Origin of the sequence: Sorangium sp. So ce145, assembly GCF_051525985.1 — a bacterium.
Classification (GTDB): Bacteria; Myxococcota_A; Polyangia; order Polyangiales; family Polyangiaceae; genus Sorangium; species Sorangium cellulosum_B.
Map to the genome: position 1 here is coordinate 5,494,251 of NZ_CP150315.1, position 24,587 is coordinate 5,518,837.

Genomic DNA, 24,587 nt, shown 5'->3' on the forward strand with positions numbered 1-24,587 from the left:
CCGCGCCACCCAGAGCGCTCGGATCAGAACGCGCCGCGCACCCCGAGCCCGGTCGGCGTTACGTAGGGGGCGATCCAGGCGGAGCTCGAGGGCTCCGGCTTGGACGTCAGCTCCAGTACGAGCAGCGTCACGCCGCCGGCGAGCAGCACGCCGCCCCCGATGAGACCGGCCGCGCCGATCGTCTGCTGTGACGCAGCATCGGCGTCGAGCGATGTGATCTGAGCCCGGATCGCCGGGCCGCACTCCGCGCCGGCACTGCCCTGCGATTCGCACCCGCGCGAGGCGCTGAGGTCGTTCGCTTCTTTCTGCGTCCCGCTGCTCTTGGCCAGGAACACCGAGCCCACCACGACACCGCCGAGCCCGAGCGCCGTGGCCGCGATGCCTCCGCCCAGCATCGCCGCGTTCGTCTTTCGCTCCGGGGTGCCAGGCGGGGCGACAGGGGGGACCTCGGCCTGCCCGCCGCCCCAGGTGCCCTGCCCTTCGACCGAGCCTCCCGGCGGAGGGACCACGGCCGGGCCTTCCGGGACCGGGATCTTCAGCTCCTTCCGCTCGCCGTCGCCGATGGTGACCCCCTGCTCGATCGGCGCGAGGCCCGGTGGAACCACGGTGACCACGTGATTGCCCGGATCGATCGGGCGATGCACGCCGAGCAGCGCGTCCGCGACCGGCTGGCCGTCCAGCTTCACGCCGATCTTCCGGCCGGCGGCGCCCTCCAGCGCGATGCGCAGCGACGCGATCCTGGGCTCGATCGCGGCGAGCTCCTCCCGCGCGTCCTGCTGCGCCCTCTTGAAGGGAGACGGCGCGGTGGGCGGGAGCTCCTCGCGGACGATCCTCAGGTAGGTCTCCTTCGCGGCGACGAGCCGGCCGAGGCGCACCTGTGCGCGCGCGATCAGCAGGAGGTGCGTCGGAGCGTGCACGAGCGCCTCGGCGCGACCCAGCAGATCGATCGCCTCCTCGAAGCGGCCGGACGTGAACGATTCGGCGCCCTGCGTGGCCAGCGACCGGGCCGCTGCTCTGTCCTGGTCCGACTGCGCAAGTGCGTCGCCTGTCGGGAGCAGCAGGAACAGCGCCGCAGCGAACGGAACGCATCGTCTCAAGAGCACTCAGGCCTCCTCGCGCGCCACGCTATCACACGCCGTCGACAACGGAACAAATCAGCCCTCGCGGCGCCGCTGCCCGGGCGGAGGCGGGGTTTTCCCGGGCGAAATGCGCGCGGCGCGCGGGAGGCTCGGAGCCGCGCCGCGAGCGCCGGCGCAGGGCGCCCGCGGCGCGGCCGCGCCCGACGCTCCGCCTCGCGGCCGCTGTGAACCGTCCGCACAGCGCGATGGCACCCATTCTGCTGCGTGGAACGCGCCATGGATTGCCTCCGCGCCTCCGCGCCCCTCGACGCGGGACTCCCGTCCTCGGAGCGATTCCTCAGGGGACGCCTTCTCGGGGGGCGGTACCTCGTCGAGCAGATGATCGGCGCCGGCGCGATGGGGCGCGTCTACCGCGCGCGGCACCTCGGGCTCGGGCGCGCGTGCGCGGTGAAGGTCATCCACGAGCGCGTCGCCGCGCCGCGCGTGGGCGGCGGAGCCAGCCGCCGCGTCTGCACGACGCGCGTCGCCGCGTCGCCGCGCGGAGAGGGCGCCGCCCACCGAGGATCGAGCGGCGTGAGCGAGAGGTCGCGCTCCGACGAGAGGTCGCGCTCCGGCGGCGTCCGCGCCGGAGACGCGGTGCTGAGGTTCCATGTCGAAGCGCTGGCGGCGAGCCGGCTCGATCACCCGAACATCGTGCGCGTCCTCGACTTCGGCTGCGAGCCGGTGAGCCTGCACGGCGCGCTCGGCGCGAGCGCCGACGGGCACGAGGCGGCCCCGCCCAGCCTCTGGTACCTGGTCACCGAGCACCTCGACGGCGAGGACCTCATCGACCTCCTGAACGCCGCGCCGATCCTGCCCCCGGAGCGCATCGTCTCGATCATGCGCCAGCTGTGCTCCGCGCTGCAGCACGCCCACGACGCGGGCGTCATCCACCGCGACGTCAAGCCCGAGAACATCCGCCTGGTGCCCCGCGTCGACGACGACGGGGCGCCGTTCGAGCAGGTGAAGCTCCTCGACTTCGGGACGGCAAAGCTGCTCCACGACGACCGCTCCGGCGCGCTCGGCGGCTCGCCCCTGCTCCCCGTGCCCGACGAGGACGGCGGCAGGCTCGTCATCGGAACCCCCGCCTACATGAGCCCGGAGCAAGCCGCAGGGCAGCGTGTCGACGCGCGGAGCGACGTCTACGCGTGCGGCGTGCTGCTCTTCGAGATGGCGACGGGGCGGCTCCCCTTCGAGCGCCCGACGGCCGTCGCGCTCGCCGCCGCGCACGTCGAGTCCCCGCCGCCCCGACCGAGCGCGATCCATCCGGCGTTCGATCCGGATCTGGAGGCGCTGATCCTCCAGTGCCTGCGCAAAAATCCAGAGGATCGCCCGCAGAGCGCGCGCGCGCTGCGCGAGGCGCTCGGGCACATCGCGCTGCGCCGGGCGCGCTCCGCCGCCGACGAGCACGCCGCGCTCAGCCGCTCTCCGCGCCCCTCGGAGAGCGCGCGCCCAGCGACGGCGTCCTCGTCGCGCTGGAGGTCCTCCGCGGAGGACGCCGCCACGGCGCGCTCCGCGGGAGCCTCGACATGGGTGGGCTATCGCTCGCCGTCTCTGCCGGAGAGCGCGCACCTCGATCGGCCCTGCTCTCCGCCGGCCGCGCGGCGAGACGACTCGTCCGCTCCAACGTGGGTCGGCCATCGCTCCACGCCTTGCCCCCCGGCTGCGCTCGTCGAGGCGGCCTCACCCCCGGCGCCGGACGGCGCGCCGCCGGTGGACGCGGCCCCGGACGCGGCCCCCCCGCCCGCCGAGGCGTCGCCCCCCGCGCACGCTCCGGCCAGCGCCCAGCGCGCTCCGGCGATCGAGCCGCTCTTCTTGCTTCGAGCGCACCGATCCAGCGGATCGCGGAGCCTGGTCGCGCTGCGCCGACGCCGGCGCGGGCGCCTCGCTCCGGTCGTGATCGGCACCGTCGCCGCCACGGTGCTCGGCGGATCGCTGTGCCTGCTCTTCGACGCTGCAAGCGCCGCGCTCGCCACGCTCACCTCGCCATCGCCGGAGCGCGACGGCGAGGCGCCCCCGACCGCCGAGGGGCGCGCGTGGCCGGCGCGCGCCCCGGAGCCGGACCCCACCTGCCCTTCCGGACCACCACGGTGAACGCCCCAGCCGGGCCGCACGCCGGGTCCGCGGCGCTGCTCGTGTGCGCGCGTCGCGGGCGCGGGTACCCGCCGGGACACGGCGGACCAACGGGCCCGGGCGACGCGCCAGCGCCTGCCCACGCGACGCCCGGATCGAGCTCGGGGCGATCGAGGAACGACAACAAAACGACAACAAGCAGACCGACGGCGAGGGCTGAGCCGCGCGCGGTGCGAACGAAGCGCTCACCCCGCGCCCCGAGCGCGCCGAGCGCGCCGCGATCCTCGATCTCGCGCGCGCCGCTGCGCGCCGATGTACAGCCGATGCCCAGCGCAGCGCGCCCGATGGCGACGCAGTTCACGCTGGCCACCGGGTCTCCGCTTCATGGCGGTGCGAACGGAGCTCACCGCGCGCGGCACGTCGTCTGCAGACGCTGAGCCGGACGAAACGCTGGACGCTGGCCTCCACGTCGACGCGGGAGGACGGGCCTCGGCGTCACGCGGTGTCGAGAGGAGCGAACCATGTCCGTGCTGTTGTGGATCCTGTTTGGCCTCATCGTCGGCATCATCGCCAAGCTGCTGACCCCTGGCCGCGACCCGGGTGGCTTCGTGGTCACGGCGCTGCTGGGCGTGGCCGGCTCCTTGCTCGGCGGCTTCATCGGCCGGGCGCTGGGGCTCTATCCGTCGTATCAGTCGAGCGGCGGCTTCTTCACGTCGATCCTGGGCGCCATCATCCTCCTCGCCATCTACAACGCGACGATCGGCCGGCGAACGACGAGGCCCTGAGCGCTCCCGCCATCGACGGGCTCGCCCCGCCGCGAGGCAGAGAGCTGCCCGAGCAGCGCGGCGGCAGGCACCACGCGGGCCGGCGCGGCGCGCCGATCCAGGCGGAAATCCAGCGCGACGTCCGGCGGCAGCGGCCGGATGGCGCCCGCGCCGAAGCAGCGGCGATAGGCGAGATCGCCCGGCCCCGCGCCCCGCCCGCCGAGCTGGTGGCTCCACCACCGCGAGTAGACGGTGGGGCGTTCGGGATCGATCGAGAGCAGATCCGAGCGCTCGAGCTGCACCTCCCCGTGATCACCGCGGTCCGCTGCGCCGCGCTCGGCGGTGAGCCGCCCCCCCTCGCCGACGCTGTAGACGATCCTGAACCCCTCGACGTCGCCCTTGCCGTAGACGGCGCGCTGGACCCCCGGAGCGAAGAGCAGCGCGTGCGTGTAGACGAGGTCCACCGCGAGCGCGGGCAGCACGGTCCAGGTCAGCCAGTTGTTGCCCCACGGCCGTTCCTCCGAGAAGAACGCGTAATAACCGACGGAGACCTCGCCGTCCTCTCCGACCGAGCTGCGGTAGTACAGGACGTCGCCGAGCTCGCCCGCGCTCGCGACCGTCGATCCGACACAGATCGGCTGCCGCTCGATGGCCGCGCCGAGCTCCGTCGGCTCCGCCGGCGCACCGGCGACCGGGCACGGCAGCGCGCTCCTGCTCGTGAAGCTCGCGAGGGTGAAGCTCGCGAGGAGGGGGACAGCCAGCGCAGCGATCGGGCGGGAACGGCTCAGGAGATTCCGGACGGGCATCAGGCCGGACAAGGCTAGCGAGCCCGTCGCTATCCGCGCCAACACCAACGGCCGCTCGCGTTCGACGCCTCACGACCGCGGCGCCGAATGGAGATCTCCCAGGTCTCGCGGCTCTCCGCGCCGCGGCGCCGGCGCTGGAGCTGGAGCGCTCGTCAGTCGCGGGGCGCGCCGCGGCTCGTCGGCGCAGCGCCGCCGTCGAACGCGCCGATCGCCCTGCCGGCGAGCGCCCCTGCGGCGAAGGTCACCGCCGCGATCACGAGCCAGGGCAGGAGTCGAGCGCGCCGCAGCGGGCGCGCGTCCCTCCAGTCCGGCGTGACGGCGCTCCTGGCCTCGCTGCGCTCGCTCCCTTCCTCCGGCGCAGAGGCGCGCGCGTCCGTCCCGCGCAGCGTTGGCGTCACCTCGCCGCGATCGTCCCCTGAGCGGCCCGCGGCGATCCGCCGCGCGCCCGTGCGCCCGCGAGACCCGGCGGCTCTCCGGCAGCCCCGCACGAGCAGCGACCGGTGCCGATCGCGCCCGCTCGCGACCTCGCGCACGAGCGCGGCGATCTCCTGGCCCGCGAGCAGCCCGCGATCGCTCGAGCTCGGCTCGTCGCCGCCGCTCGGCGCTCGGCGCAGCGAGGCGAGCACCTCGGCGAGCGCCTCTTCCATCTGCGCCGCGGTCTCGAAGCGGCCCTCGGGATCGCGCGCGAGCGCGCGCCGGATCGCCCCCTCGAGCAGCGCCGGGCACGCGGGGCGGAGCGGCGCGATCGCCGGCACCTCGCCGGAGAGCACCGCGCCCATCGTCGCGCCGTCGTCCTTGCGGTGGAACAGGCGACGCGCCGTCAGCAGCTCGAAGAGGATCACGCCGACCGCGAAGAGATCGGCCCGCGCGTCGACCCTCTGCCCGCGCAGCTGCTCGGGCGCCACATAGCCGAGCTTTCCCTTCACCGTGCCGCCGCCGCTCGACGGGGCCGCGTCGTCGGACGAGCACGGGGAGCCGAAGGGGCCGGCCTCCTCCGTGCCGCTCATCCCCGTCATCTGCGCCACGCCGAAGTCGATGAGCTTGATCTCCCCCTCGAGCGAGAGGAGCACGTTCTGCGGGCTCACGTCGCGGTGCACGAGGCCGACGAGCTTCCCGCCGTCGTCGCGGAGCCCGTGCGCGTGCCCGAGCGCCCGCAGCACGCCCAGGCCGATCTCGATGGCCGCCTCGAGCGGGAACGGCCGCCCCTCCGCGAAGAGAGCGCGCGCGGCGGCGGCCAGATCGCAGCCCGGGACGTACTCGATCACGAGGTGATGGCGTCCTTCGTGAACGACGAAGTCGTGGAACCGGATCACGTTGGGGTGCTGGAGCCGGGCGCTGATCCAGGCCTCCCAGAGGAACATCCGCACGATCGACGGATCTCGCCTCGCCTCGGGGCGAAGACGCTTCACGACGACGGGGTGGGCGATACCTGCCGGCCCGCGCCGGCACGCGAGGAACAGCTCCGCCATGCCGCCCGCCGACAGGCGCGCGAGCAACGCATAGCCGCCGTCGCCCATGGGCAGGTCCATCTCTCGATATCTCCACGGCAGCCCAGCCGCGCCCCCCTCGCTTCGCGCCGGCATCCCGAACGCGCGAAGCGAGGACGGCCGCCGCGCCATCCACTGCCGGAGTCGCCCCACCCCGGCCAGCCCCCGGACTTGCCCGCGCCGCCACATCGCGCCTTCGCTATTCACGCTGCATGCCACGGAAAGTGCCGCGGCAGCGTCACCTCCGAGCCATGGCCATCGCGCGGTCCTGCGTGGATCCCGCCGGATGAGAGCGCATGTCGGCAGCCGCAGAGACCCACGGCGAGCGCTGCTCCCGGCGGAAAATGCGGAAAACTCGACGGCCCCGTGCTCCACACAGCGGCGCAGCGGGGCGCGCGCAGCGTCGGGCCCGCCCGCGATGGAACGCAGGTCAGGCCACGGTGGCGGGTGAGGCGCGGACGCGGCGCGCGAGCAGCGCGCGCAGCTCGCGGAGGGAGACGACGCGCAACGCGACGAGGAGGACGGCGTAGACGGCGACGCCCACCGCGATCGACGCCCACATGCCGGCGAGGACGCGCGCGACGTAGGCCGCGGTGGCCATGACCGCCGTCGCGGCGAGGACAGCGAGGATGCGGCCGAGCTCCACGACGTGTGCCCAGCGCGCGGAGATGCCCCACGACGCGATCAGCGCGCCGGCGCTCACGGCCAGCGTCGCGCACGCCGCGCCCATGGCGCGGTAGCGCGGCAAGAGGAGCAGGTTCAGCGCGACGTCGGCGACGAGCGCCAGCGCGAGCAGCTTCACCATCGCGACCTCGCGCTTCGCCGCGAGCAGCGGCAGCGTCACGACCTGGAACGCGAACGTCACGGGGACGCTGCACGCGAGGATCCGGAGGACGTCGGCCGCCGGGGCGTAGTCGCCCGTCCCTCCGTAGACGAGCTGGATGACGTCTGGCGCGAGCAGGAAGACGCCGGCGGCGACGGGCAGCCCGAAGAGCGCGGCGACGAGCATGCAACCGCCGTAGAGGCGCCCGAACGCGTCGCGATCCTGGACGTAGAGGCGCATGCCCGCCGCGAAGGCGGCCCCGAGCAGGACGTCGGGGAGCATCCTGAAGTTCTCGCTCAGCACCCAGGCCGCGCTGAAGACGCCGACGGCTTCCTCGTCGCAGAGCGCGCGGAGCATGACGCGGTCGATCTGGAGCAGCGCGCTCGAGAGCGCCCCGAGCGCGCCGATCGGCAGGCTGCGCTTCGCGATCTGCCAGAGCTCGGCGGGCGGCGTCGTGAGCTCGGGCCGGTAGAGGCGGGCGCGGAGGTAATGCGAGGTGATGGCGAGCTCCAGCACGTTGCCGAGCAGGAACGCCACGGCCGCGGCGACGACGCCGAAGCCGAGCGCGAGCAAGGCCGCCGAGAGCGCGATGACGAACAGCCGCGCGCCGAGCTCCGCGTACAGGATGTACTGGAACCGCTCGTGGGCCTCGAACGAGAGCCACATGGTCGAGTAGAGCAGCGTCGCCAGCTGAGAGGCCGCGGCGAGCACGATGAGCTGCGCGCCGAGCCCCGAGCGCGTCGCCAGCACGACGGCCACGGTCGCGCCGAGCACCACCGTCCCGGTCACGCCCCGGATGGCGAGCGCCGCGCCGAGGTGACGCGGCCCGAGCTCGGGCTTCACGGCGACCTCCCGGGCCAGGTATCCCCTCACCCCGACGCCTGCGGCGATCGTGACGATCCCCGCGATCGCGAGCGACGCCTGGAACTCCCCCCAGGCGGCGACCCCCACCTTCCGCGCGAGATAGCCGACGAACACGACGCCAAGGACGGCCATGATCGCCTGCTTCAGGAGCATCAGCGCCGCGTTCAGCGCGATGCGCCGGCCATCCTTCATGAACACCTCCCGGTGTCCCCATGCTGTCGGGCACCGCTGTGCGCGCAGCGGGACCGGCCCCGATTCGAGCGTCGTGCGCCCCCAGAGCGCGTCCGTCTCGCGCAGCGAGCGCTGCCCGGTGGCGCGAGCGCAGGCGCTCGCTCAGCGAGCGCCGTCGCCCGAGCTCAGTACGAGGCGCCGTCCGAGACGCGGCTCGATCACGAAGCGCCCCTTGAAACGACGCTCCAGCGCGAGGGGTCCCTCAACCTCGAAGCACCCGAGGTGCAGGAGGATCGCCAGCGCAAAAGGGGGTCGGCGATCCTCGGAGCGGGACACGGGATTCGAACCCGCGACCCTCAGCTTGGGAAGCTGATGCTCTACCAACTGAGCTAGTCCCGCGCGAGGTGGAGGAAGCTTCTACCGAATCCGGGGCCGCTTAGCAACCCCTTCATTTCGTTTTCGATCCCGACCAAGCCGCGCCGCGACCGGCGCCTACCGGCGCGCGCGAGCGCGGAGCGTGGGCGCGCCGAGCGTCTCGCCCGGCAGCGGCGAGCGCGCGCGGATGGCGCTGTCGCAGTCGCTCGTCGCCGCCGCGATCGCGCTGGAGATCTCGATCGTGCCCGCGTCCGGCGGGATCCAGGGCAGCTGGTGCAGGATGGGCCTGTCCGGCGGCAGCCAGCGCAGGCTCCGCGTGACGAGCACGACCGGGTGGTTGCTGTCCACGAGCTCGCTCGCGAGGCGCGCACCGCCGAGCGGGGCCGGCGGCAGGTCCAGGCAGACGAGGCACGCGTCGAACCGTTCGGTCGCCGACGCGAGCAGGGCGTCGTCGATCGACGAGGCGTCCACGATCTCGACGTTCGTCACCGCCGCCTCGATCGCGCGGGCGAGCGCGTCGCAGGTCGCGGCGCGGGCGTCGTGCGCAAGCAGGATCCTGAAGCCGCGCACCGAGCGCGGCCCAGGCCGGCGGGCCTCGACGACCTGCAACCTGCCCGAGGGCGGCGTCTCGCGCTCACGAGGTGCACGTCGAACGGTCATGGACTCCCCTTCCTCAGCTACACCAGGGCAACCGTGCCCCAGGCTAACACCCCTTGAGCTCAAACTGACCAACCTTTATATGAGGGCGCGCTTCTTTCCTCGTCGCCGGTTCTCGGGTTTCGTTCGTCTCGGGTTTCGTTCGTCTTGGTTCTCGTTCGTCTCGGTTCTCGTTCGTCTCGGTTCTCGTTCGTCTCGGTTCGCAGCCGCGGCGCCCGCAAGCACGCCGCGACGCGGCATGCCAGCAAGGTCTACGGAAACATCTACGAAGGACGGTCACGCATGAGTCGGTTTCTCATCTCCACTCCTTGCGAGTGCCAGGCAAGCCTGTCAGCCACCCTGGACGAGCACCGGCACGTCACCGCCGGGTGGGCCACCCGGAGCCCCCGCGGCCGGTCGGCCGCCGGTGAAGCCGACAAGGAGCTCGCGCCGGCGCACAGCATCAACGCTCACCTCGACCGGTTCGACGTGGCGTGGTTGTGCCCCTACTGCGGGCGCAACACGCTCCGCACCTTCGATGCGGGCGCCATGAGGCGGCTGCCTGCGGCGAGCGCGTCGCCTGCGGCAGGGCTCGTTCCTCCCGGCACCACCTCCTCGCCGTGAAGCCCCCGATGCGCCGCGACCTCCTCGGTCCGCGCCGCGTCGAGCCGATCCATCCGCTGCGCGCCTGAGCCTGGGCAGGCGCCGTGCGATCGCGGCCGCGCGGCCCCGCGCGGCGCTGCTGCGCAGCATCTCCCGCGCAGGCACGAGCGTCCGGGCGCGACCGCTTCATGGCCCCTCAACCCGCCGCGCTCCGGGCCCATTCCCACCCTGTCGACGATCAGCGCCGGCGCGCTCCGGAGCGCGCCGCTGGCCCGCTCAGCTGCCTTTTCCCGCCTGCGACGTGCCCATCGTGCCGAAGACCCAGTCCCAGAGCGGCGACGACACGCCCCACCGGGCATTCTCTCCCGTGTGGTGATGGACCATGTGATGGCGCTTGATCCACTTCCCCCAGCGCGAGCTCATCCGGAAGTGATGAATGGCATAGTGCGTACCGTCGTACACCAGGTATCCGAGGCCGAAGCCGATGAACAGCGGATCCGCCGGAACAGGGCCAAAGACGACGCGAAACAGCGTGTAGAACGCGATGCCGAGGGGGATGCTCGCGCCGAGCGGCATCACCAGCCGGTCGGCATCTTGCGGGAAATCATGGTGCACCCCGTGGAGAACGAAATGCATCCGGCGCTGCCATAGGCGCGGTCCGACGTAGTGAAACACGTATCGGTGCAGGACATACTCGGCGAACGTCCATAGAAACAAGCCGACCAGCACGAGCCCGAGCCCGGTCAGGAGGCCGACATCATGCCGGGCGGCGCGCACGCCCAGATAGCCGTAGACCGGCAGCCAGAAGACGAACGGTGTGATCGGATGGATCCGCGAAAACCGCTCGATGAGCGGCGTCTCGAACATTTGGCATGTCGCTGGACGCGCGGTGCGCTCGGTGGAGGTGACGGTCATCGTGCACCCCTGGTACCGCATTTATCCATTGTCGGCCAGCGGTAGGGCCGGCGCCCAACGGCCCGCTGGACACCGGGAAATGACCATGATCCCGTCACGGCAGGCGCTCGCCGGCGCGATCCTTCCGCGGCGGCGCCGCGTTCGCGTCGGCCCGGCGTCCGCCGCGAGCCGCGCCCGGCCCGGGACAGGCGCGCGCGATCAGCTCGCGAAGGACGCCTCGTAGAGATGGCGGAGATCGTCGCGCGAGCAGGGGCGCGGGTTGCTCGTGTGGCACGCGTCCTGGGCGGCGAGGTCGGCCAGCGCGTCGAGCTTGTCGCGGGGAACGCCTGCCTTCTCGAGGCCGGCCGCGAGCCCGATCCGGGCGCGCAGGGCGCGGATGGCGTCGGCGCACGCGGCGGCGTCCTCGGGAGCGCCGAGCAGGGCGGCGACACGCGCGAGGCGCGGCGCGGCCGCGGCGACGTTGAACTCGACGACCGGCGGGAGGCAGAGGGCGTTCGCGAGGCCGTGGTGCAGGCCGCACTCGCTCGAGAGCGGGTGCGCGAGCGAGTGGCACGCGCCGAGCCCCTTCTGGAACGCGACCGCGCCCATCATCGCCGCCTTCATCATGCCGCCGCGCGCCTCGAGATCGTCGCCGTGCGTGACCGCCCGCGAGAGGTGCGCGGCGGCGAGGCGGATCCCCTCGAGCGCGATGCCGTCGGCCATCGGGTGATCGCCCTTCGCGACGTACGCCTCGATACAGTGGGTGAGCGCGTCGAAGCCCGTCGCCGCCGTGAGGAAGGCCGGCATCGACCGCGTCATCACCGGATCGAGCAGCGCGGCGTTCGCGAGCAGGTGCGGCGAGAAGATCACCGTCTTCCGGTGGTTCACGTCGAGCGTCACGACGCCCGAGCGGCCGACCTCGCTGCCGGTCCCGGCCGTCGTGGGGATCGCGAGCATCGGCGGAACGTCGGGCGTGATGAAGCGATCGCCGCCCGTGGCGTCGTCGTAGTCGACGAGCGGCCGATCGTGGTTCACGCCGAGGCGCACGAGCTTGCCGACGTCGAGCGGCGAGCCGCCCCCGAGGGCGACGACGAGATCGGCGCGGGCCGCGCGGAACGCGGCGACGCCGTCGTGCACGTTCTTCTCGATGGGGTTGCCGAGCACGTCGTCGAAGACGGCCACCTCGAGGCCCTCCTTCCGCAGCGACGCGGCGACGGGCTCGAGCAGCCCCGAGCGGACGACGCCCTTGTCCGTGACGACGAGCGCCCTCGCCGCGCCGAGCCGGCGCGCCTCGGCGCCTGTCTGCTCGACGACGCCGGCGCCGAAGAGGATGCGTGTGGGAAAGCTCCAAACCGTGAACTGGCTCATGATCACACCGCCTCGAAGTAACGCTTCAGCTCCCAATCCGTGACCGCGCGCTCGTACTGCCGCACCTCCCAGTCGCGCGTCAGGACATAGTGTTCGACGAACCTCTCGCCGAGGATCTCGCGCGCCATCTTGCTGCCCGCGAGCATCCGGGTCGCGTCGGAGAGCGTACGGGGAAGCGACAGGCGCGAGGACTCGGCGGACGACGCGTCCCCGGCGGCCTGCACCGGCGGCTCGACGCCGTTCTCGATGCCGTAGAGCCCCGCGCCGAGGCACGCGGCCATGGCGGTGTACGGGTTGATGTCCGCCGCCGTCTGCCGGTACTCGACGCGCGCGCCGGGCGTGCCGAGGCCGATGAGGCGGATCGCGGCCGTGCGGTTCTCGACGCCCCAGCTGGCGGTGAGCGGGGCCCAGACGCCGGGCACGTACCGCTTGTAGGCGTTGATCGTCGGCGAGTAGATCGCCGTGAGCTCGGGCATCAGGGCGATCTGGCCGCCGACGTAGTGGCGCAGCGCCGCCGGGATCCGATCGGGCGACGACGCGTCCTCGAAGACGTTGCGGCCGTCCTTCCAGAGGCTCTGGTGCAGGTGGCCGCTCGATCCGGGGAGATCGGCGTTCCACTTCGCCATGAACGTGACCGACAGGCCGTGCTCGTGGGCGATCTGCTTCATGGCGACCTTGAAGAGCGCGGCCTTGTCCGCGGCGCGGAGCGCGTCGTCGTAGCGGATCGCCGCCTCGTACACGCCCGGGCCGGTCTCGGTGTGCAGGCCCTCGATCTCGACGTCGAAGGCCTGCATCTGATCGAGGATGGCGGCCATGAGCTTCTTGTTCTGCCCCTCGCGGACCCACGAGTAGCCGAACATGCCGGGGCTGAGCGGCGTCAGGCCGGCGAAACGCTTCTCGTGCAGCGAGCGCGGCGTCTCCTCGAAGAGGAAGAACTCGAACTCGCACGAGAACTTCGCCGAGAACCCCATCCGCTCGCCCTTCGCGATGACGCTCCGGAGGAGCGAGCGCGGGCACGCGGCGTGCGGGCCGCCGCGCTCGTCGCGGAAGTCGGCGAGCATCGCGACCGTCCCCGGCTCCCACGGGATGTCGCGCAGCGTGCTCGCATCGAGGACGGCGTGCGCGTCCGGGTAGCCGGTGTGCCAGCCGGTCACCTTGGCGTTGTCGTAGAGCACGTCGGCGATGTCCCAGCCGAAGATGACGTCGCAGAAGCCGAAGCCGCTCTTGAGCGCGCTCTTCAGCTTCTCGATGGAGACGTATTTCCCGCGGAGGATGCCGTCGATGTCAAAGCCGCCGATCTTGGCGCGGGTGATGCCCCGCGCTTCCAGATCGGAGAGGAGCTTCTCGGGGGTCGAGGCGGTCATGGGCCGCGACGATAGCAGGGGAACGGGGCGACATGGCAAGCGCCCGCGCGGGGCGCGCGACGACCGCAAGGCGCCCCGCCGTATGGATGCGCGCGTCCGGCGCGCGCTCACTTCACCCGGACGACCTGGATCGGATAGCGCTCCGCGAGCGGCACGAGCACGCGCTCGACGAGCTCGCGGACGCGCGCGTAGCGCTGGTGGTTCGTCGCGGCCGGATTGCGCTTCGAGTCGACGACGCCGATGCGGATGTCCAGCGTGCGCGCGTCCTCGACGCCCCCCGTCACGAACGCGTCCGGGTGCACCTTGTCGAGCTCGACGTTGAGCTCCTTCGCCTCCGGCGCCGCGCCGACGAAGGTGACCTCCAGCGCCTCGCCCAGGCCGTTCAGCACGGCGTTCAGGTTCTCCACCGGGAACGGCTGGCGCGCGAGCCACGCGACGACGGCGCGACGCGCGCCGCGCAGCGCCACGCTGACGACGAGCGCGACCGAGATCGGCGCGAACACGAGGACGCCGAGCGCGCGCGCGACCTCGGGGCCCGCGTCGCGGCCGAGCGCCCCGAGGAAGACGAGCAGGAAGACGCCGGATGCGAGCGCCACGAGCGGGGGATCGGTGAGCACGCCCCACCGCGAGGTCGACGCGTTCATCAGCCGCGTGAAGCGGGCCGACACGCTCTGATCGGCGCGCTCGCCCGCGGCGGCGCTCCCGTGCGTCGGATCAGGCATCTCCAGCATCTCCGAGCATGCGCCAGAAGAACAGCCCGACGCCGAACAGGAGCAGCACGCCGGCGACCCAGAACGAGCGCACCGGACCGAAGCTCAGCGCCTCACCCGATTGCTTCATGATGAGGTCGGCCACCGTGACCACGCACGCGAACACGATGCAGGCCACGGGCAGCCCGAGCTGCTGGAGGAGCGTCGGCCCGCCGAGCGGCTTCGGGTCCGGCGGGCGCGGCCGCGCGTCCGCCGGCGGACGCGCCGTCGGCCGGTACCTGCTCGACGGCATGTCCGACAGCGCGCGCACCGCGGCCGGCGCGACCGACGTCGTGCGCGGCGCGACGCTGAGCGCCATCTCCAGCGGCGGCGTGCTCTCGATCATCCCGCCCCCGCGCGCGAGCATGCTCGGCGCGGCGCTCTCCATCCCGCCGCCGCGCGGGAGCGCGCCCACGGGCGTCGCCTCCGCGAGGCCGCCGCGGCCTCGCGCGCTCGTCGGCATGCTCTCCGGGACGAGCGCGCCCATGCCTCTGCTGTGCGGGCTCTGCGGCGCCTCGGGGAGATCCATCTCGAGCCCGGCCGAATCCGAGGGCGGCGGCGGGCGCACGCTGCTCGCGGGACCCTCGCGGCGCCCTCCCCTCGGCGAGCGCATCGACGCCGGGGCCACGTCGAGATCGAGCTCGAGCGACCCGGCGTCGCTGGGCGTGTCGAGCCACACGTGCGCGGCGCGCTTGACCTGCGGGGCCGCGCGCATCGACGACGACGGAGGCGGCGGGACGGAGTACGCGTCGTCCTGCGCGGAGATCCGCCCGAAGGTGGCCGGGAGCCCCATCGCCGCCTCCAGCTCCGTCCAGAAGGCCTCGATGTCGCGCGTCCGGTCGCGCGGGCTCACCGCGAGCGCGCGCTCGAACACCGCGTCGACCTCCGGCGGGACGTTGGCGCCCTCGGTCCGGGGCGTGGGCCGGCGCTTCACGTCGAGCGCCGTCCCCATCATCGCCTGCGCCTCGCCGTCGATCACCTGCCGCCCTACGAGCGCCTCGACCATGGTGAGCGCGAGACCCCAGACGTCGGTCCAAGTTCCCGCCTGCCCGAACCGCTTCGGCGCCCACTGCTCCGGGGCGCCGTACGCCGGGGAGAACGCGTTGAGCGGGTCGCCGTTCGTCACCCGTCCGACCGCCTGCTCGGCCAGCGTCTTCGCCTGCGCGATGCCGTAGTCGAGGATCTTGAGGCGCTCCGTCCCCTCCTGCGTCGTGATGAAGATGTTCTCGGGCTTGAGGTCGCGGTGGATGATCGACACCGTCCCGTTCGGGCTCGGGAAGCGGTGCGCGCGCGCGATCGCCTGCGCGATGGGGCGCATCATCTTCATCAGCCTGTGGAGCGGGATCGGCGGCTCTCCCTTGAGCCTCCGTCGATCGATGACCTTGTCGAGCGACTCGCCCTCCAGCCACTCGAGGGCCAGGAAGGGGACGAACTCCCCTCGCTTCAGGTGCAGCACATCGACGTGGAGCGGGCGGACGACCTCCGGGATCGAGGCCGAGAGCCGGAAGAGCAGCTGGGCCTCCTCGCGGAACTTCTCGAGGAAGAGCTGCCGCTCGCGCGGGGTCTTCGCCTCGGACACCTTCAGGCATTTCAAGGCGACAGGCGCGCGGAAGCCGGCGTGGAGCGCGCGGTACACCACGCCGAACCCTCCCTCCGCGACCACCTGCTCGACGTGGAAATTACCCGCCTGCGTGGTCCCGACGATGCCGAAGACGTCGTCCGCCATGCTCCCTGAGCCATAGCGCACGGGGCCGCTGGACCGAAGGGTGAAACCTAATTTTCCTGTTCGATCGTCCCAGGTCCACCGGGCCATCGGCCATCGGGGGGGCGCCGAGGTGATCAGATGGGCGTAGAGGACGGAGAAGGGGGCGAGGTCGACCGTTCAACGTGACCGCACTTCGCCGCGAGGCGGCCGCGCGGCCGGGAGGCGCCGGCTCAGCTCCGGAGGTGCGAGGAGGCGTCGCGGTGGGCCCGGTCCTCCTCCTGGAGGATCGAGAACACAAGCCCGGCGCCGATGATCGGCAGGAGCCAGACGAGCTGCGCTTGCCAGACCTTCTGCTTGGGCTCGTAGACGCGGCTCCGGAAGACGCGCACGGTGACGTAGACCTGGAAAGCAAGGACCGCCGCGAGCGCGGCGCCGACGAGGATATCGAAGTTCGTCATGGGTGGGCCGCGGACCAGCCTAGCCACGAAGGGCCTCCCCGCAAGGCAGCGGGACCTGCCGTCGCGATTTCGTCCCCGGCGGGCACGGAGCCGACGCACCGGCGGGCGGGCAGCCGAGCGAGACCGGCGGCGGCTGCGTCACGTCGGGCACGGCCCGGCCGTTCATGAGCCGGTCGGGATCGGCGCTCGCCTCGGAGTTGAACGAGCGCTCCATCGACCTCGATCGCCTCCCGGAGGCGCCTCGCCGCGTTCCAGCTCGCGCCGAGCGCCTCCTGGGGCCGCTCCGGAGTAAGACATCTTACTTCGATCGCCTCCCGGAGGCGCTTCGCCGCGTTCCAGCTCGCGCCGAGCGCCTCCTGGCGGCGCTCCGGAGTAAGACATCTTACTTGGATCGCCTCCCGGAGGCGCTTCGCCGCGTTCCAGCTCGCGCCGATCGCCTCCCGGCAGCGTTCCGGAGTAAGACATCTTACTTCGATCGCCTCCCGGAGGCGCCTCGTCGCATTCCAGCTCGCGCCGATCGCCTCCCGGCGGCGCTTCAGCGTAAGACATCTTACTTCGATCGCCTCCCGGAGGCGCCTCGCCGCATTCCAACTCGCGCCGATCGCCTCCGGTGGCACTTCCTGCCTCCCCTGCGACCCGCCGCCTGCCCTTTCTGACCGTATCCAGACAAGGGGCCAATCTGCCGGACCTGCGACCCTCGTCGGAGCGAGCATGGCCCATGAGCGCGAGCACAGGTTGCGCATCCTGCACATCTCGGACGTGGAGTTCAGCCGGTTGATGAACACCGCGGGAAAGCTCTCCCTGGTGATGCCGGCGGAGCAGCGAGAGGACGATGCCTGGCGGATCCACCCGCTGCTCGCGGAGTGGCTGCGACGGGGCACGGATGAGGCAGCAGCGCTGGCTCGAATGACGAATGGTTCGTGAAGCGGCTCCGAGAGGAGGCGGCACAGCCGTGGAACGAGGTGACACGAGAAGCCGGGGCGCTTTCGGCATGACTTGGACGGGTGAGTGGGAAGGATGTGGTGCGGGTGGAGCGGGCAGGGTCAACGTACGCCGTACGCAATGGGCCCGTTCCATGTGTGGATGGAGTTCTGCGCGCGGAGGCTCGGTGAGCGGAGCGACCCGAAGGAACGGTCCGACCTGCTCTGGACACTGGCCAACGTGGCGCGGCGCATGGGCGCCATGGACAGCGCTTCAGAGGCGGCAGAGCAGAAATTGGCTGTGGACCGGGCCAGGGGGGACGAACGGGCAGCCGCACTCGCAATGAGCTGTCGAGCCGACATCCTACAGGCGCGAGGCCAGCTCGACGGGGCGCTGCGCATCCGACGAGAAGACGAACTTCCCGTCTACGAGCGGCTCGGGGCCACGCGGGACATTCTCGTCGCGCGCGTCGAGATTGCGCTCAACCTCCTCGCTCGCAACACCCCTGGCGACCGAGGCGATGCCACCGCCCTCCTCGATCTCGCGTACTCCGCCGCGGTCGACCTACGCATTCCGGAGGCCGACCAGATCCGCCGGATCCAGAAGCACTACCGCCTTCCGACCTGAGTACGCTACCAGCCGGATCCAAGCGCTCCCGGAGCGCCCGTGCGCGACCTGTCCCCCACATCCGAGGAGCTCTCGCGCAGGTCCCCGATGCCCGCGACGCCGGTCTTCGGAGTGGAAGCGGCTACCGAACCCAGCTGAACCGCAGGAGCGTTTGGGGGAGCAGCACGCCTCTTCAACGCGCACCGCGCTCGGCTCGCTGCCAGCGGGACATCTGACCATAGGGCTGCGAACAGGCGGAAATCGCGAGGCCGCTCACTGCGCTCGATCTCCTCGATCCACACAGCGTTCCAGGAGTCGTCGTGCGGCTCCTCGACGCTGGCGAGCAGCTCGGACGCGACCTTGAGGCGTCCTCCTTCGGGGAGGGACAGAGCGGCAGCGAGGATGTCCTGGGTACGATGGGCCATGGGCGCGTCCAGCGACGCGTTCCATACTGGAAGCCTGGCCGCCGGCAAGCCGCCTCTGTGCCCCGAGGGGCCGTGGTATGCTCCGGCGAAGGGATCGCCATGCATGCATACAAGCTCAACGTGAACGTGGCGGATGACCACCGGATAGCCGTCGAGCTTCCAGAAGACTTCCCTCCGGGGCCGGCGGAGGTGATCGTCCTCGCCGTGACGCCCACGGAGCGGAGGCTTGTGCGGGTGCTCGGGTCGCTCGGCGGTGCGGCCCCAGCATCGGTCGAGGATGACCCGGTCGCCGGAGCGCTCGCCGAGCTTCGCAGCGAGCGCGCTCGGCGGTTCGACGCGGCCGAGGAGCCCGAGACAGAGACGTAATCGCTGAGCATGTGACCGACACGCACGCGCTCGTATGGAGCATGTACGCCCCTTCCCGCCTCGGAAGCGCGGCGCAGCAGGCGTTCGCGGCGACCGACGCCGGCTCCGCGCGCATCTACGTGCCCGCCGTGGTGATCGCCGAGACGATCATGGTGGTCGAACGTGGACGCCTGCCGGGAGTCGCGCTGGCGCACCTGCTGCCGCGCCTGGAGGCGATGCGCACCAGCGACAATTACAGATTGACGTCGTTGCTTCCGGAGGTCGTCCTCACGAGCCACACGTTGAGCGCGATTCCGGACATCTTCGATCGGCTGATCGTCGCCGAGGCGATCCATCGAGGGACACCGCTCATCTCGAAAGATTCGGTGATCCGGCAGTCAGCGCTCGTCACCACCCTCTGGGACTCCTAGCCGTTCGGGGCTGCCGAGGGACGCCACTGCCGCATGCGCGCGATCGACTCGCTGCCAGCGGGACAGCCGAGCCCGCCGCCGGCAGCGGGCAGCACCTCGTCGCCGGCAGCGCCGCGGCGCATCGCGCAAGCGCGATCCCGGAGCTCACCGGCGGTCTCCAAGGAGAAATCCCGGGCGGAGCTCCGCCGACGTCGTACTAGAGTGCGCGCGTGCCTCGACCTCGACCCGGCACCCGCCCGCGACGCACCTCGACGCCCGACCTCCCCGTCCCTCTGCGCGGCCGGGTCCTCCTCGCCGCGGCGCTCACCGCCGCCGCGGCGTGGCTCGCGGCAGCGTGCTCCACGCCGTCGTCGGGGGTCGACGGCGGCGACCTGCTCGGCGTCTTCGAGCAGGACGCCGGCGCCCGCGCGGCCGACGGCGGGCAGCCGCGGCCTTCGGCGGCCCGGCAGGACGCGGGCGCCCGCGCGGCCGGTCCGGCCAGCGCGGCCGCGCCGCCGGCGAAGCCGCCCGAGGCGAGGCTTCCCAGCGAAGGGAGCTGCGTCGCCGAGCAGGGGCGCCCCGGGCGGGAGCTCCGCAAGACGCTCGGCAGGCCGCCGTGCCGCGGCGCCCAGGTGCTGGAGACGCGCGACGCCGAGGGGTCGCCGCGCTACGCCTGCGTGATCGCGCCGAGCGGCGTGGAGACGCGCGCGCCGCTGCCGCTCATCGTCTTCTTCCACGCCGACGGCGACAACCCGACGAGCGTCGACAAGGAGACGGGCCTGCGCAAGCTCGGCGCCACCTGGAACCTGACCGGCGACCCGGCCCACGCGGGCTTCATCATCCTCGCGCCCCAGGGCCGCGCCTTCAAGACGCCGAGCCAGGCCGAGCGCGAGCGCGGCACGAAGATGTACACGCCGATCGCGCCGTTCGACGTCGAGTTCACCGGCGAGGGCAACGTCGACGTCACGACCACCGACGCCTTCGTCGACCAGCTGCTCGAGAAGAAGCTCGTCGACCGGCGGCGCATCTACGCGCTCGGCGGCTCCTACGGCGGCCACATGGCGGCGACGTACGCCATGATGCGCGCGGACCGCGTCGCGGCGTTCGCCACCTTCGGCAGCAACGCGCCGCCCGCCGAGTGGGCGTGCCCCGGCCCTCCCCCGCCCGCGATGGCGGTCTATCGCGCGTGCGACGACATGTTCCCGTGCGAGTCGGTCGAGCGCTGGCTGCGCGCGCGCGACGCGCTCTCCGCGCACACCTCGTTCCTGCGCCTCGACGAGGCCGGCAGGGACGAGCCCCACTGCGCGCTCCGGAACCGCTGCTCCGCCAAGAAGGGCGCCATCAACCACGCCCGCTGGCCGAAGTCGCGTGAGGCCGACCTGCTCCGCTTCTTCGCGGGCCACGTCCTGGCGCTCGGCGCGAACGCCGCCGCGGCCGAGACCCCTGAGCGACCGCGGACGCAGACCGGCACCAACACGCGCTGACCGACGCCGGCCGACGCAGCCGGGCGCAGACCAGCGCGAACGCGCGCTGACCGACGCGCACGGACGCAGACCGACACCAGGGGGCGCAGACCAGCGCAAACGCGCTGAAGGCGCGCGGACGAACGCTGAAGGCGCGCGGACGAACGCTGAAGGCGCGCGGACGAACGCTGACGCCGCAAGCGCACGCCCGCACTGCTCGTCCCACGTGTGCACCTGGCTTCGCCGCACGTCGACACTGCAACGTTGCGGTGCGGCGTTGAGCGGACCCGGCGTGTTGTCGTAGTGTTCGTCCCCGATGTCCGCTCAGGTCCAGCCCCTGCTCACCCCCTTGCCGGCCGGCATGTCCATCCCCGCCGGCACGCTCCGCGCCGAGATGGAGTCGCGCCGCGCGACCGGTCGCCGCTTCGACATCCGTGAGGCCATCGGCCTCGCCGTGCCGCTCTGCACCCAGCTGCACGAGCTGCACGCGCAGGGGCGGACCATGTTCGTGCACCCCTCGTGCCTCGGTCACGGCGCGAACGGCACCATCCAGCTGATCGAGGAGCTCGCCCACACCCCTCCTCTGCTGCCGCGCGACCGCGCCTGCCTGGCGCCCGAGGAGCGCAAGGGCAACGAAGGCGACGCGCGCGCGAGCGTCTTCGCGGTGGGGGCCATCCTCTACGAGATGCTCACGAACAGCAGCGTCGGCCCGGGGATGCGGCGTCCGGCGGACGTGATCCCGGACCTGCCGCCCGCGCTGGAAACGGTGCTCGGCAAGTCGCTCGTGGCCGATCCGAAGCACCGCCCGGCGGATCTCGCCGCCCTCGCGCAGGCGCTCTACCAGATCGTCCCGAGCGCCTCGTCGATGCCGCCGAGCGCCGACACGTCGCACCTCGATGCCGACGGCGAGTTCGAGGTGGACGTCAACCTCTCGATGATGCCGCCGACCGGGCACCAGGAGGAAACGCGCGTCCCGTCGGCGCCGTCCGTGCCGAGGATCCAGGCGGTCTCCGGGGACGGACCGTTCGCGGTCGCCATCCCGGTCAACCAGCCGCAGCGCCTTCACGGCAACGATCCGACCCGCAAGCTCGCGGATCTCAAGGCCGCGCTCGAGTCCGATCCGCGGCCGCGGTACGTCGTCATCAAGGACGGCATGGACCATGGGCCGTTCTCGTCCGTGGAGCTGCTCCAGCAGATCGCGTCCGGCTCCTTCACAGGCGATCAGGTGCTGCGCGACACGTTCTCCGCGGAGGAGCGCGCGATCCAAGACTGGGAGGAGTTCGCCCCGTTCGCCGAGCAGGCGAAGCTGAACCGGGACATCGTGCAGGAGAAGCGCGCGCTCGACGCCGTCGTGTCCGCCGAGAAGCAGGGCACGCAGTACAAGGCGCTGATCGGCCTCGCCCTGATGGGCGTCATCCTCGCCGCGGGCGCGGGTTGGTGGTACCGCGAGCGCAGCCACAAGGAGCAGGAGCTCGCGGTGCAGGGCGCCACCGACCGCGTCGCGATCGAGGTCGACGCCGGCCTCGGCAGCGGCAAGACCGCGCGCGCCGGGGGCGGGGCGCGGCCGAGCGGCGGCGGCAGCTACCCGACGCTCGGCGGTGGCCTGAGCTGTGAGGCGGCGCAGGCGCGCTACGTCGAGGAGTACAAGATGGGCAACAACGGCCCGGCCGATCTCACGGCGGGCGCCTACGGCAACGTGCTGAACCGCGGCACGTACCTGAATGCGTGCAACGTGCCCTCGAGCATGGAGGTGAACGTCTGCGCCGCGGTGCAGAACGGCCGCGCCGTCGGGGTCACCGTCACGACGAGCCCGTCGAACCCGAGCGTCGCCTCGTGCATCTCCGGGCAAATCCGCGGGATGTCGTTCCCGTCCCACCCGCGGCTCGACGTCGCCCGGACGACGTTCAAGTAAAGGAGGCCGGCGCGCCCCTCCCTGCCGAGCAACGAGGCCGGCGCGCCCCTCCGCGGCGACCGTGTCCACGAGACCGATGATCCAGATCGAACAGCTGACGAAGAGCTTCGGGGGCATGCCAGTACTCCGGGGCGTCGACCTCGACGTGCCTGCCGGCTGCCTGTACGGGCTCATCGGGCCGGGCGCCTCGGGCAAGAGCGTGCTGCTCAAGATGATCACGGGGCTCCTGCGGCCGGATCGCGGGCGCGTGCTCGTCGACGGGAAGGACGTCCACGCGCTCAGCGAGCTCGAGCTCCAGACGTTCCGCCTCAAGTTCGGGATGCTGTTCCAGAACAACGCGCTGTTCGACTACATGACCGTCGGGGAGAACATCGCGTTCCCGCTGCGCCGGCTCTACGATCTCGGCGAGGAAGAGATCGAGGAGCGGGTCGCGGAGCGGCTCCGCGCGGTGTCTCTTGCGGGCTTCGAGGGACGGACGCCGGCGGGGCTGTCCGGCGGCCAGAAGAAGCGCGTGGGCGTCGCCCGCGCCACGATCGCGCGCGGCGAGATCGTCCTCTACGACGAGCCCGCGGCCGGCCTCGACCCGGTCACGTCGCAGCGCATCTTCGACCTGCTCCGCGCCGAGCAGCGGGCGATGAACGCGACCGTGGTGATGGTCTCGAGCGATCTCGACCGGCTGCTCACGGTCACCGACCGGGTGGGGATGCTCTACCGCGGACGGCTCATCTTCGACGGCACCACCGCAGAAGCGAAGGCGAGCGACGACCCGCGCGTGAGGCAATTCGTCCACGGGCTGACCGAAGGGCCGCTGTAGAGCGGCGCCGCGCCGCGCAAGGCGCCCTGGAACAAGCAACAGAGACATGAAGAGGACACGGAGAGAGATCTCTACGCTCGATGTGTCTGGCGTTCTTTCAGCTCGCCTCCGTCTCTCCGCCTTTGCGCTGATCGGCCCACTCGCGGTCTTCTCCGCTGTTCAGCTCAACCCGTCCCGTCCTCCGCCGGCGCGACCGGGCCGTCGCCGGTGAAGTGGAACCACTGTGTCGGGTGAGCCCGGACGAAGCGCTCCAGGGCGCCCATCATCTCGGCCGCGGCCGCGTCCCGCTCCTCCTCGGTCGCCCGGCGGGCGAGCCGGATCGGCGGCGCCACGACCGCCTCGTAGTCGAGGAAGCCCAGGCGGTGCGTGAACACGGGCAAGATCGGCGCGCCGCTCATCGCGGCGAGCGCGATCGGCCCCTCGGGCGCCCGCCAGCGGCCGCCGAGGAAGGTGACCTCCCGGCTGCGCATCCCGGGCGGCGCGCGATCGATCTGCATCGCGACCGCGCCGCCTCGCTGCAGGTGCTTGAGGAGCGGCAGGGCGTCCAGCGGCCCGTCGCCGATGTGCACCACCTGGACACCGGCGCGCTGCCGCGCCGCATCCTGGATCGCGCGCGCCTCGGCGTCCCGTTCCCGCTGCATCGCCAGCATGACGCCCGCCGGATGCACCGCGCCGAGGATCTGGCCGGCGATGTCCCAGCCCCCGGTGTGCGCGGTGACGATGATGACCCCCCGGCCCGCTGCAGCGCACGCGTGGTAGTGCTCGACGCCCCGGGAGCGCCGCGCCACCGTGTACCCGCGATCGCTCGCGAGCAGCAGCGCCTCGGCGATGCAGCTTCCGTAAGCGGCGAACACAGCGCTGCTGTCGAGCAGGTCGACGAGGCGCGACCGCGGCCCGCGGACGCGGCGGAGGTTCTGCTCGACGCGCCGGCGCACCTCGGGGAGCGCGGCCGCGAAGAGCACGCCGAAGACCGGAGGGCTATGGCGCACCCAGGGCTCCGGCCCGCGCCTGACCCCCGCGGCGAGGGCGCGGCGCCAGAAGGCCGAGTCATGGCGTAGACCGGAGAAGAGCGCTCCGCGCGGGCGAGGCATGCGGCAGCCTATCTACCGCAAACATAACGGCCAAGGGAGAGCCCTCGAGCGCGGGCCCCGCGCCGCCCTGGCGAAGCCCGCCGCGGGCTCGTCACGAGACGCGTGGGCTGCGGCTGCGGCTCCTGGAGCGCATGCGCCCCCACCGAGGCACAACGCCCCGCCCGGATGAAACGACGTTCAAGCGCCGTCGCCCCGGCGCCGAGTTCTCTCCTGCGCTCGTCCAAGGCGCTCTGCGAGGAGCCCAGTCCAGCATCACAGGAACCGAATCGCCGTCGCCAGGCGAATCCTTACCGAGAAAACAGGTTCATGGAGCTCAAAGCAGTCTGTTACAAGGCCCTTTGA

At 72.2% G+C, this 24,587-nt stretch carries 24 protein-coding genes and 1 tRNA gene; 10 read left to right on the forward strand and 15 right to left on the reverse strand.

Annotated features, from left to right (window positions below; all coding sequences use genetic code 11):
- Positions 1-23: 23 nt before the first annotated feature.
- Positions 24-1,103, reverse strand: coding sequence for a hypothetical protein (locus WMF34_RS20400; RefSeq protein ID WP_012236573.1), 1,080 nt, complete (start codon positions 1,101-1,103; stop codon positions 24-26).
- Positions 1,104-1,355: 252 nt separating this feature from the next.
- Between WMF34_RS20400 and WMF34_RS20405 the strand changes: the two genes are divergently transcribed.
- Positions 1,356-3,212, forward strand: a complete 1,857-nt coding sequence (locus WMF34_RS20405) for a serine/threonine-protein kinase (protein WP_437994262.1) — start codon at positions 1,356-1,358, stop codon at positions 3,210-3,212.
- 500 nt (positions 3,213-3,712) lie between these two features.
- Positions 3,713-3,976 carry a GlsB/YeaQ/YmgE family stress response membrane protein gene (locus WMF34_RS20410; RefSeq protein ID WP_012236575.1) on the forward strand — a complete coding sequence of 88 codons (264 nt, stop codon included), beginning with the start codon at positions 3,713-3,715 and terminating at the stop codon, positions 3,974-3,976.
- Here the strand turns inward: WMF34_RS20410 and WMF34_RS20415 are convergent.
- The 5 genes from WMF34_RS20415 to WMF34_RS20435 all read right to left on the reverse strand — a co-directional run bounded on the left by WMF34_RS20415 (position 3,937) and on the right by WMF34_RS20435 (position 9,141).
- Positions 3,937-4,761, reverse strand: coding sequence for a hypothetical protein (locus WMF34_RS20415; protein ID WP_437994263.1), 825 nt, complete (start codon positions 4,759-4,761; stop codon positions 3,937-3,939). The two genes, WMF34_RS20410 and WMF34_RS20415, sit on opposite strands and share 40 nt — an antisense overlap.
- Before the next feature lie 152 nt (positions 4,762-4,913).
- Positions 4,914-6,290 carry a serine/threonine protein kinase gene (locus WMF34_RS20420; protein ID WP_437994264.1) on the reverse strand — a complete coding sequence of 459 codons (1,377 nt, stop codon included), beginning with the start codon at positions 6,288-6,290 and terminating at the stop codon, positions 4,914-4,916.
- A 388-nt stretch (positions 6,291-6,678) separates the two neighbouring features.
- On the reverse strand, positions 6,679-8,127 hold the full coding sequence (locus tag WMF34_RS20425; protein ID WP_044965320.1) for a flippase: 1,449 nt from the start codon (positions 8,125-8,127) through the stop codon (positions 6,679-6,681).
- Between the two features lie 305 nt (positions 8,128-8,432).
- Positions 8,433-8,505 (reverse strand) — tRNA-Gly (locus WMF34_RS20430).
- A gap of 93 nt (positions 8,506-8,598) precedes the next feature.
- On the reverse strand, positions 8,599-9,141 hold the full coding sequence (locus tag WMF34_RS20435) for a hypothetical protein (protein WP_437994265.1): 543 nt from the start codon (positions 9,139-9,141) through the stop codon (positions 8,599-8,601).
- Positions 9,142-9,420: 279 nt separating this feature from the next.
- Between WMF34_RS20435 and WMF34_RS20440 the strand changes: the two genes are divergently transcribed.
- Entirely contained in the window at positions 9,421-9,741 is a 321-nt protein-coding gene (locus tag WMF34_RS20440; RefSeq protein WP_012236580.1) for a hypothetical protein, read from the forward strand.
- Between the two features lie 255 nt (positions 9,742-9,996).
- Here WMF34_RS20440 and WMF34_RS20445 read toward each other — a convergent pair whose 3' ends face one another.
- The 7 genes from WMF34_RS20445 to WMF34_RS20475 form a co-directional block, all read right to left on the reverse strand.
- The gene (locus WMF34_RS20445) at positions 9,997-10,635 is read right to left on the reverse strand and encodes a sterol desaturase family protein (protein ID WP_012236581.1); all 639 of its coding nucleotides are present in this window, start codon (positions 10,633-10,635) and stop codon (positions 9,997-9,999) included.
- 198 nt (positions 10,636-10,833) lie between these two features.
- Positions 10,834-11,988 carry an iron-containing alcohol dehydrogenase gene (locus tag WMF34_RS20450; RefSeq protein WP_012236582.1) on the reverse strand — a complete coding sequence of 385 codons (1,155 nt, stop codon included), beginning with the start codon at positions 11,986-11,988 and terminating at the stop codon, positions 10,834-10,836.
- A complete protein-coding gene (locus WMF34_RS20455) occupies positions 11,985-13,346 on the reverse strand; it encodes a glutamine synthetase family protein (RefSeq protein ID WP_012236583.1) in 1,362 nt (453 codons plus the stop codon). The genes WMF34_RS20450 and WMF34_RS20455 overlap by 4 nt, the downstream gene beginning before the upstream one ends.
- Positions 13,347-13,453: 107 nt before the next feature.
- Positions 13,454-14,068, reverse strand: a complete 615-nt coding sequence (locus WMF34_RS20460) for a hypothetical protein (protein WP_012236584.1) — start codon at positions 14,066-14,068, stop codon at positions 13,454-13,456.
- Positions 14,061-15,821: a serine/threonine protein kinase gene (locus WMF34_RS20465; protein WP_437994266.1), complete on the reverse strand. Its 1,761-nt coding sequence runs from the start codon at positions 15,819-15,821 to the stop codon at positions 14,061-14,063. Before WMF34_RS20465 ends, WMF34_RS20460 begins: the two co-directional genes overlap by 8 nt.
- A gap of 209 nt (positions 15,822-16,030) precedes the next feature.
- Positions 16,031-16,258 (reverse strand): hypothetical protein, encoded by a 228-nt coding sequence (locus tag WMF34_RS20470; RefSeq protein WP_044965324.1) that lies wholly within the window; start codon positions 16,256-16,258, stop codon positions 16,031-16,033.
- Positions 16,259-16,277: 19 nt separating this feature from the next.
- Complete coding sequence (locus tag WMF34_RS20475) at positions 16,278-16,472, reverse strand: hypothetical protein (protein WP_437994267.1); 195 nt, start codon at positions 16,470-16,472, stop codon at positions 16,278-16,280.
- 497 nt (positions 16,473-16,969) lie between these two features.
- On the opposite strand from WMF34_RS20475, the gene WMF34_RS20480 reads away from it, so the two are divergent.
- The 4 genes from WMF34_RS20480 to WMF34_RS20495 all read left to right on the forward strand — a co-directional run bounded on the left by WMF34_RS20480 (position 16,970) and on the right by WMF34_RS20495 (position 18,986).
- On the forward strand, positions 16,970-17,182 hold the full coding sequence (locus WMF34_RS20480) for a hypothetical protein (RefSeq protein ID WP_437994268.1): 213 nt from the start codon (positions 16,970-16,972) through the stop codon (positions 17,180-17,182).
- 159 nt (positions 17,183-17,341) lie between these two features.
- A complete protein-coding gene (locus WMF34_RS20485) occupies positions 17,342-17,806 on the forward strand; it encodes a hypothetical protein (RefSeq protein ID WP_437994269.1) in 465 nt (154 codons plus the stop codon).
- 299 nt (positions 17,807-18,105) lie between these two features.
- On the forward strand, positions 18,106-18,576 hold the full coding sequence (locus tag WMF34_RS20490; protein ID WP_437994270.1) for a hypothetical protein: 471 nt from the start codon (positions 18,106-18,108) through the stop codon (positions 18,574-18,576).
- Between the two features lie 11 nt (positions 18,577-18,587).
- On the forward strand, positions 18,588-18,986 hold the full coding sequence (locus tag WMF34_RS20495) for a type II toxin-antitoxin system VapC family toxin (protein WP_437994271.1): 399 nt from the start codon (positions 18,588-18,590) through the stop codon (positions 18,984-18,986).
- Here WMF34_RS20495 and WMF34_RS20500 read toward each other — a convergent pair.
- Positions 18,983-19,147: a hypothetical protein gene (locus tag WMF34_RS20500; protein WP_437994272.1), complete on the reverse strand. Its 165-nt coding sequence runs from the start codon at positions 19,145-19,147 to the stop codon at positions 18,983-18,985. The two genes, WMF34_RS20495 and WMF34_RS20500, sit on opposite strands and share 4 nt — an antisense overlap.
- Before the next feature lie 48 nt (positions 19,148-19,195).
- On the opposite strand from WMF34_RS20500, the gene WMF34_RS20505 reads away from it, so the two are divergent.
- The 3 genes from WMF34_RS20505 (at position 19,196) to WMF34_RS20515 (ending at position 23,154) form a co-directional block, all read left to right on the forward strand.
- Positions 19,196-20,449, forward strand: coding sequence for a prolyl oligopeptidase family serine peptidase (locus tag WMF34_RS20505; protein ID WP_437994273.1), 1,254 nt, complete (start codon positions 19,196-19,198; stop codon positions 20,447-20,449).
- Positions 20,450-20,744: 295 nt separating this feature from the next.
- Positions 20,745-22,340 (forward strand): hypothetical protein, encoded by a 1,596-nt coding sequence (locus WMF34_RS20510; protein WP_012236592.1) that lies wholly within the window; start codon positions 20,745-20,747, stop codon positions 22,338-22,340.
- 76 nt (positions 22,341-22,416) lie between these two features.
- Positions 22,417-23,154, forward strand: coding sequence for an ABC transporter ATP-binding protein (locus WMF34_RS20515; protein ID WP_012236593.1), 738 nt, complete (start codon positions 22,417-22,419; stop codon positions 23,152-23,154).
- 164 nt (positions 23,155-23,318) lie between these two features.
- On the opposite strand, the gene WMF34_RS20520 is transcribed toward WMF34_RS20515, so the two are convergent.
- The gene (locus WMF34_RS20520; protein WP_080598935.1) at positions 23,319-24,245 is read right to left on the reverse strand and encodes a lysophospholipid acyltransferase family protein; all 927 of its coding nucleotides are present in this window, start codon (positions 24,243-24,245) and stop codon (positions 23,319-23,321) included.
- Positions 24,246-24,587: the final 342 nt, after the last annotated feature.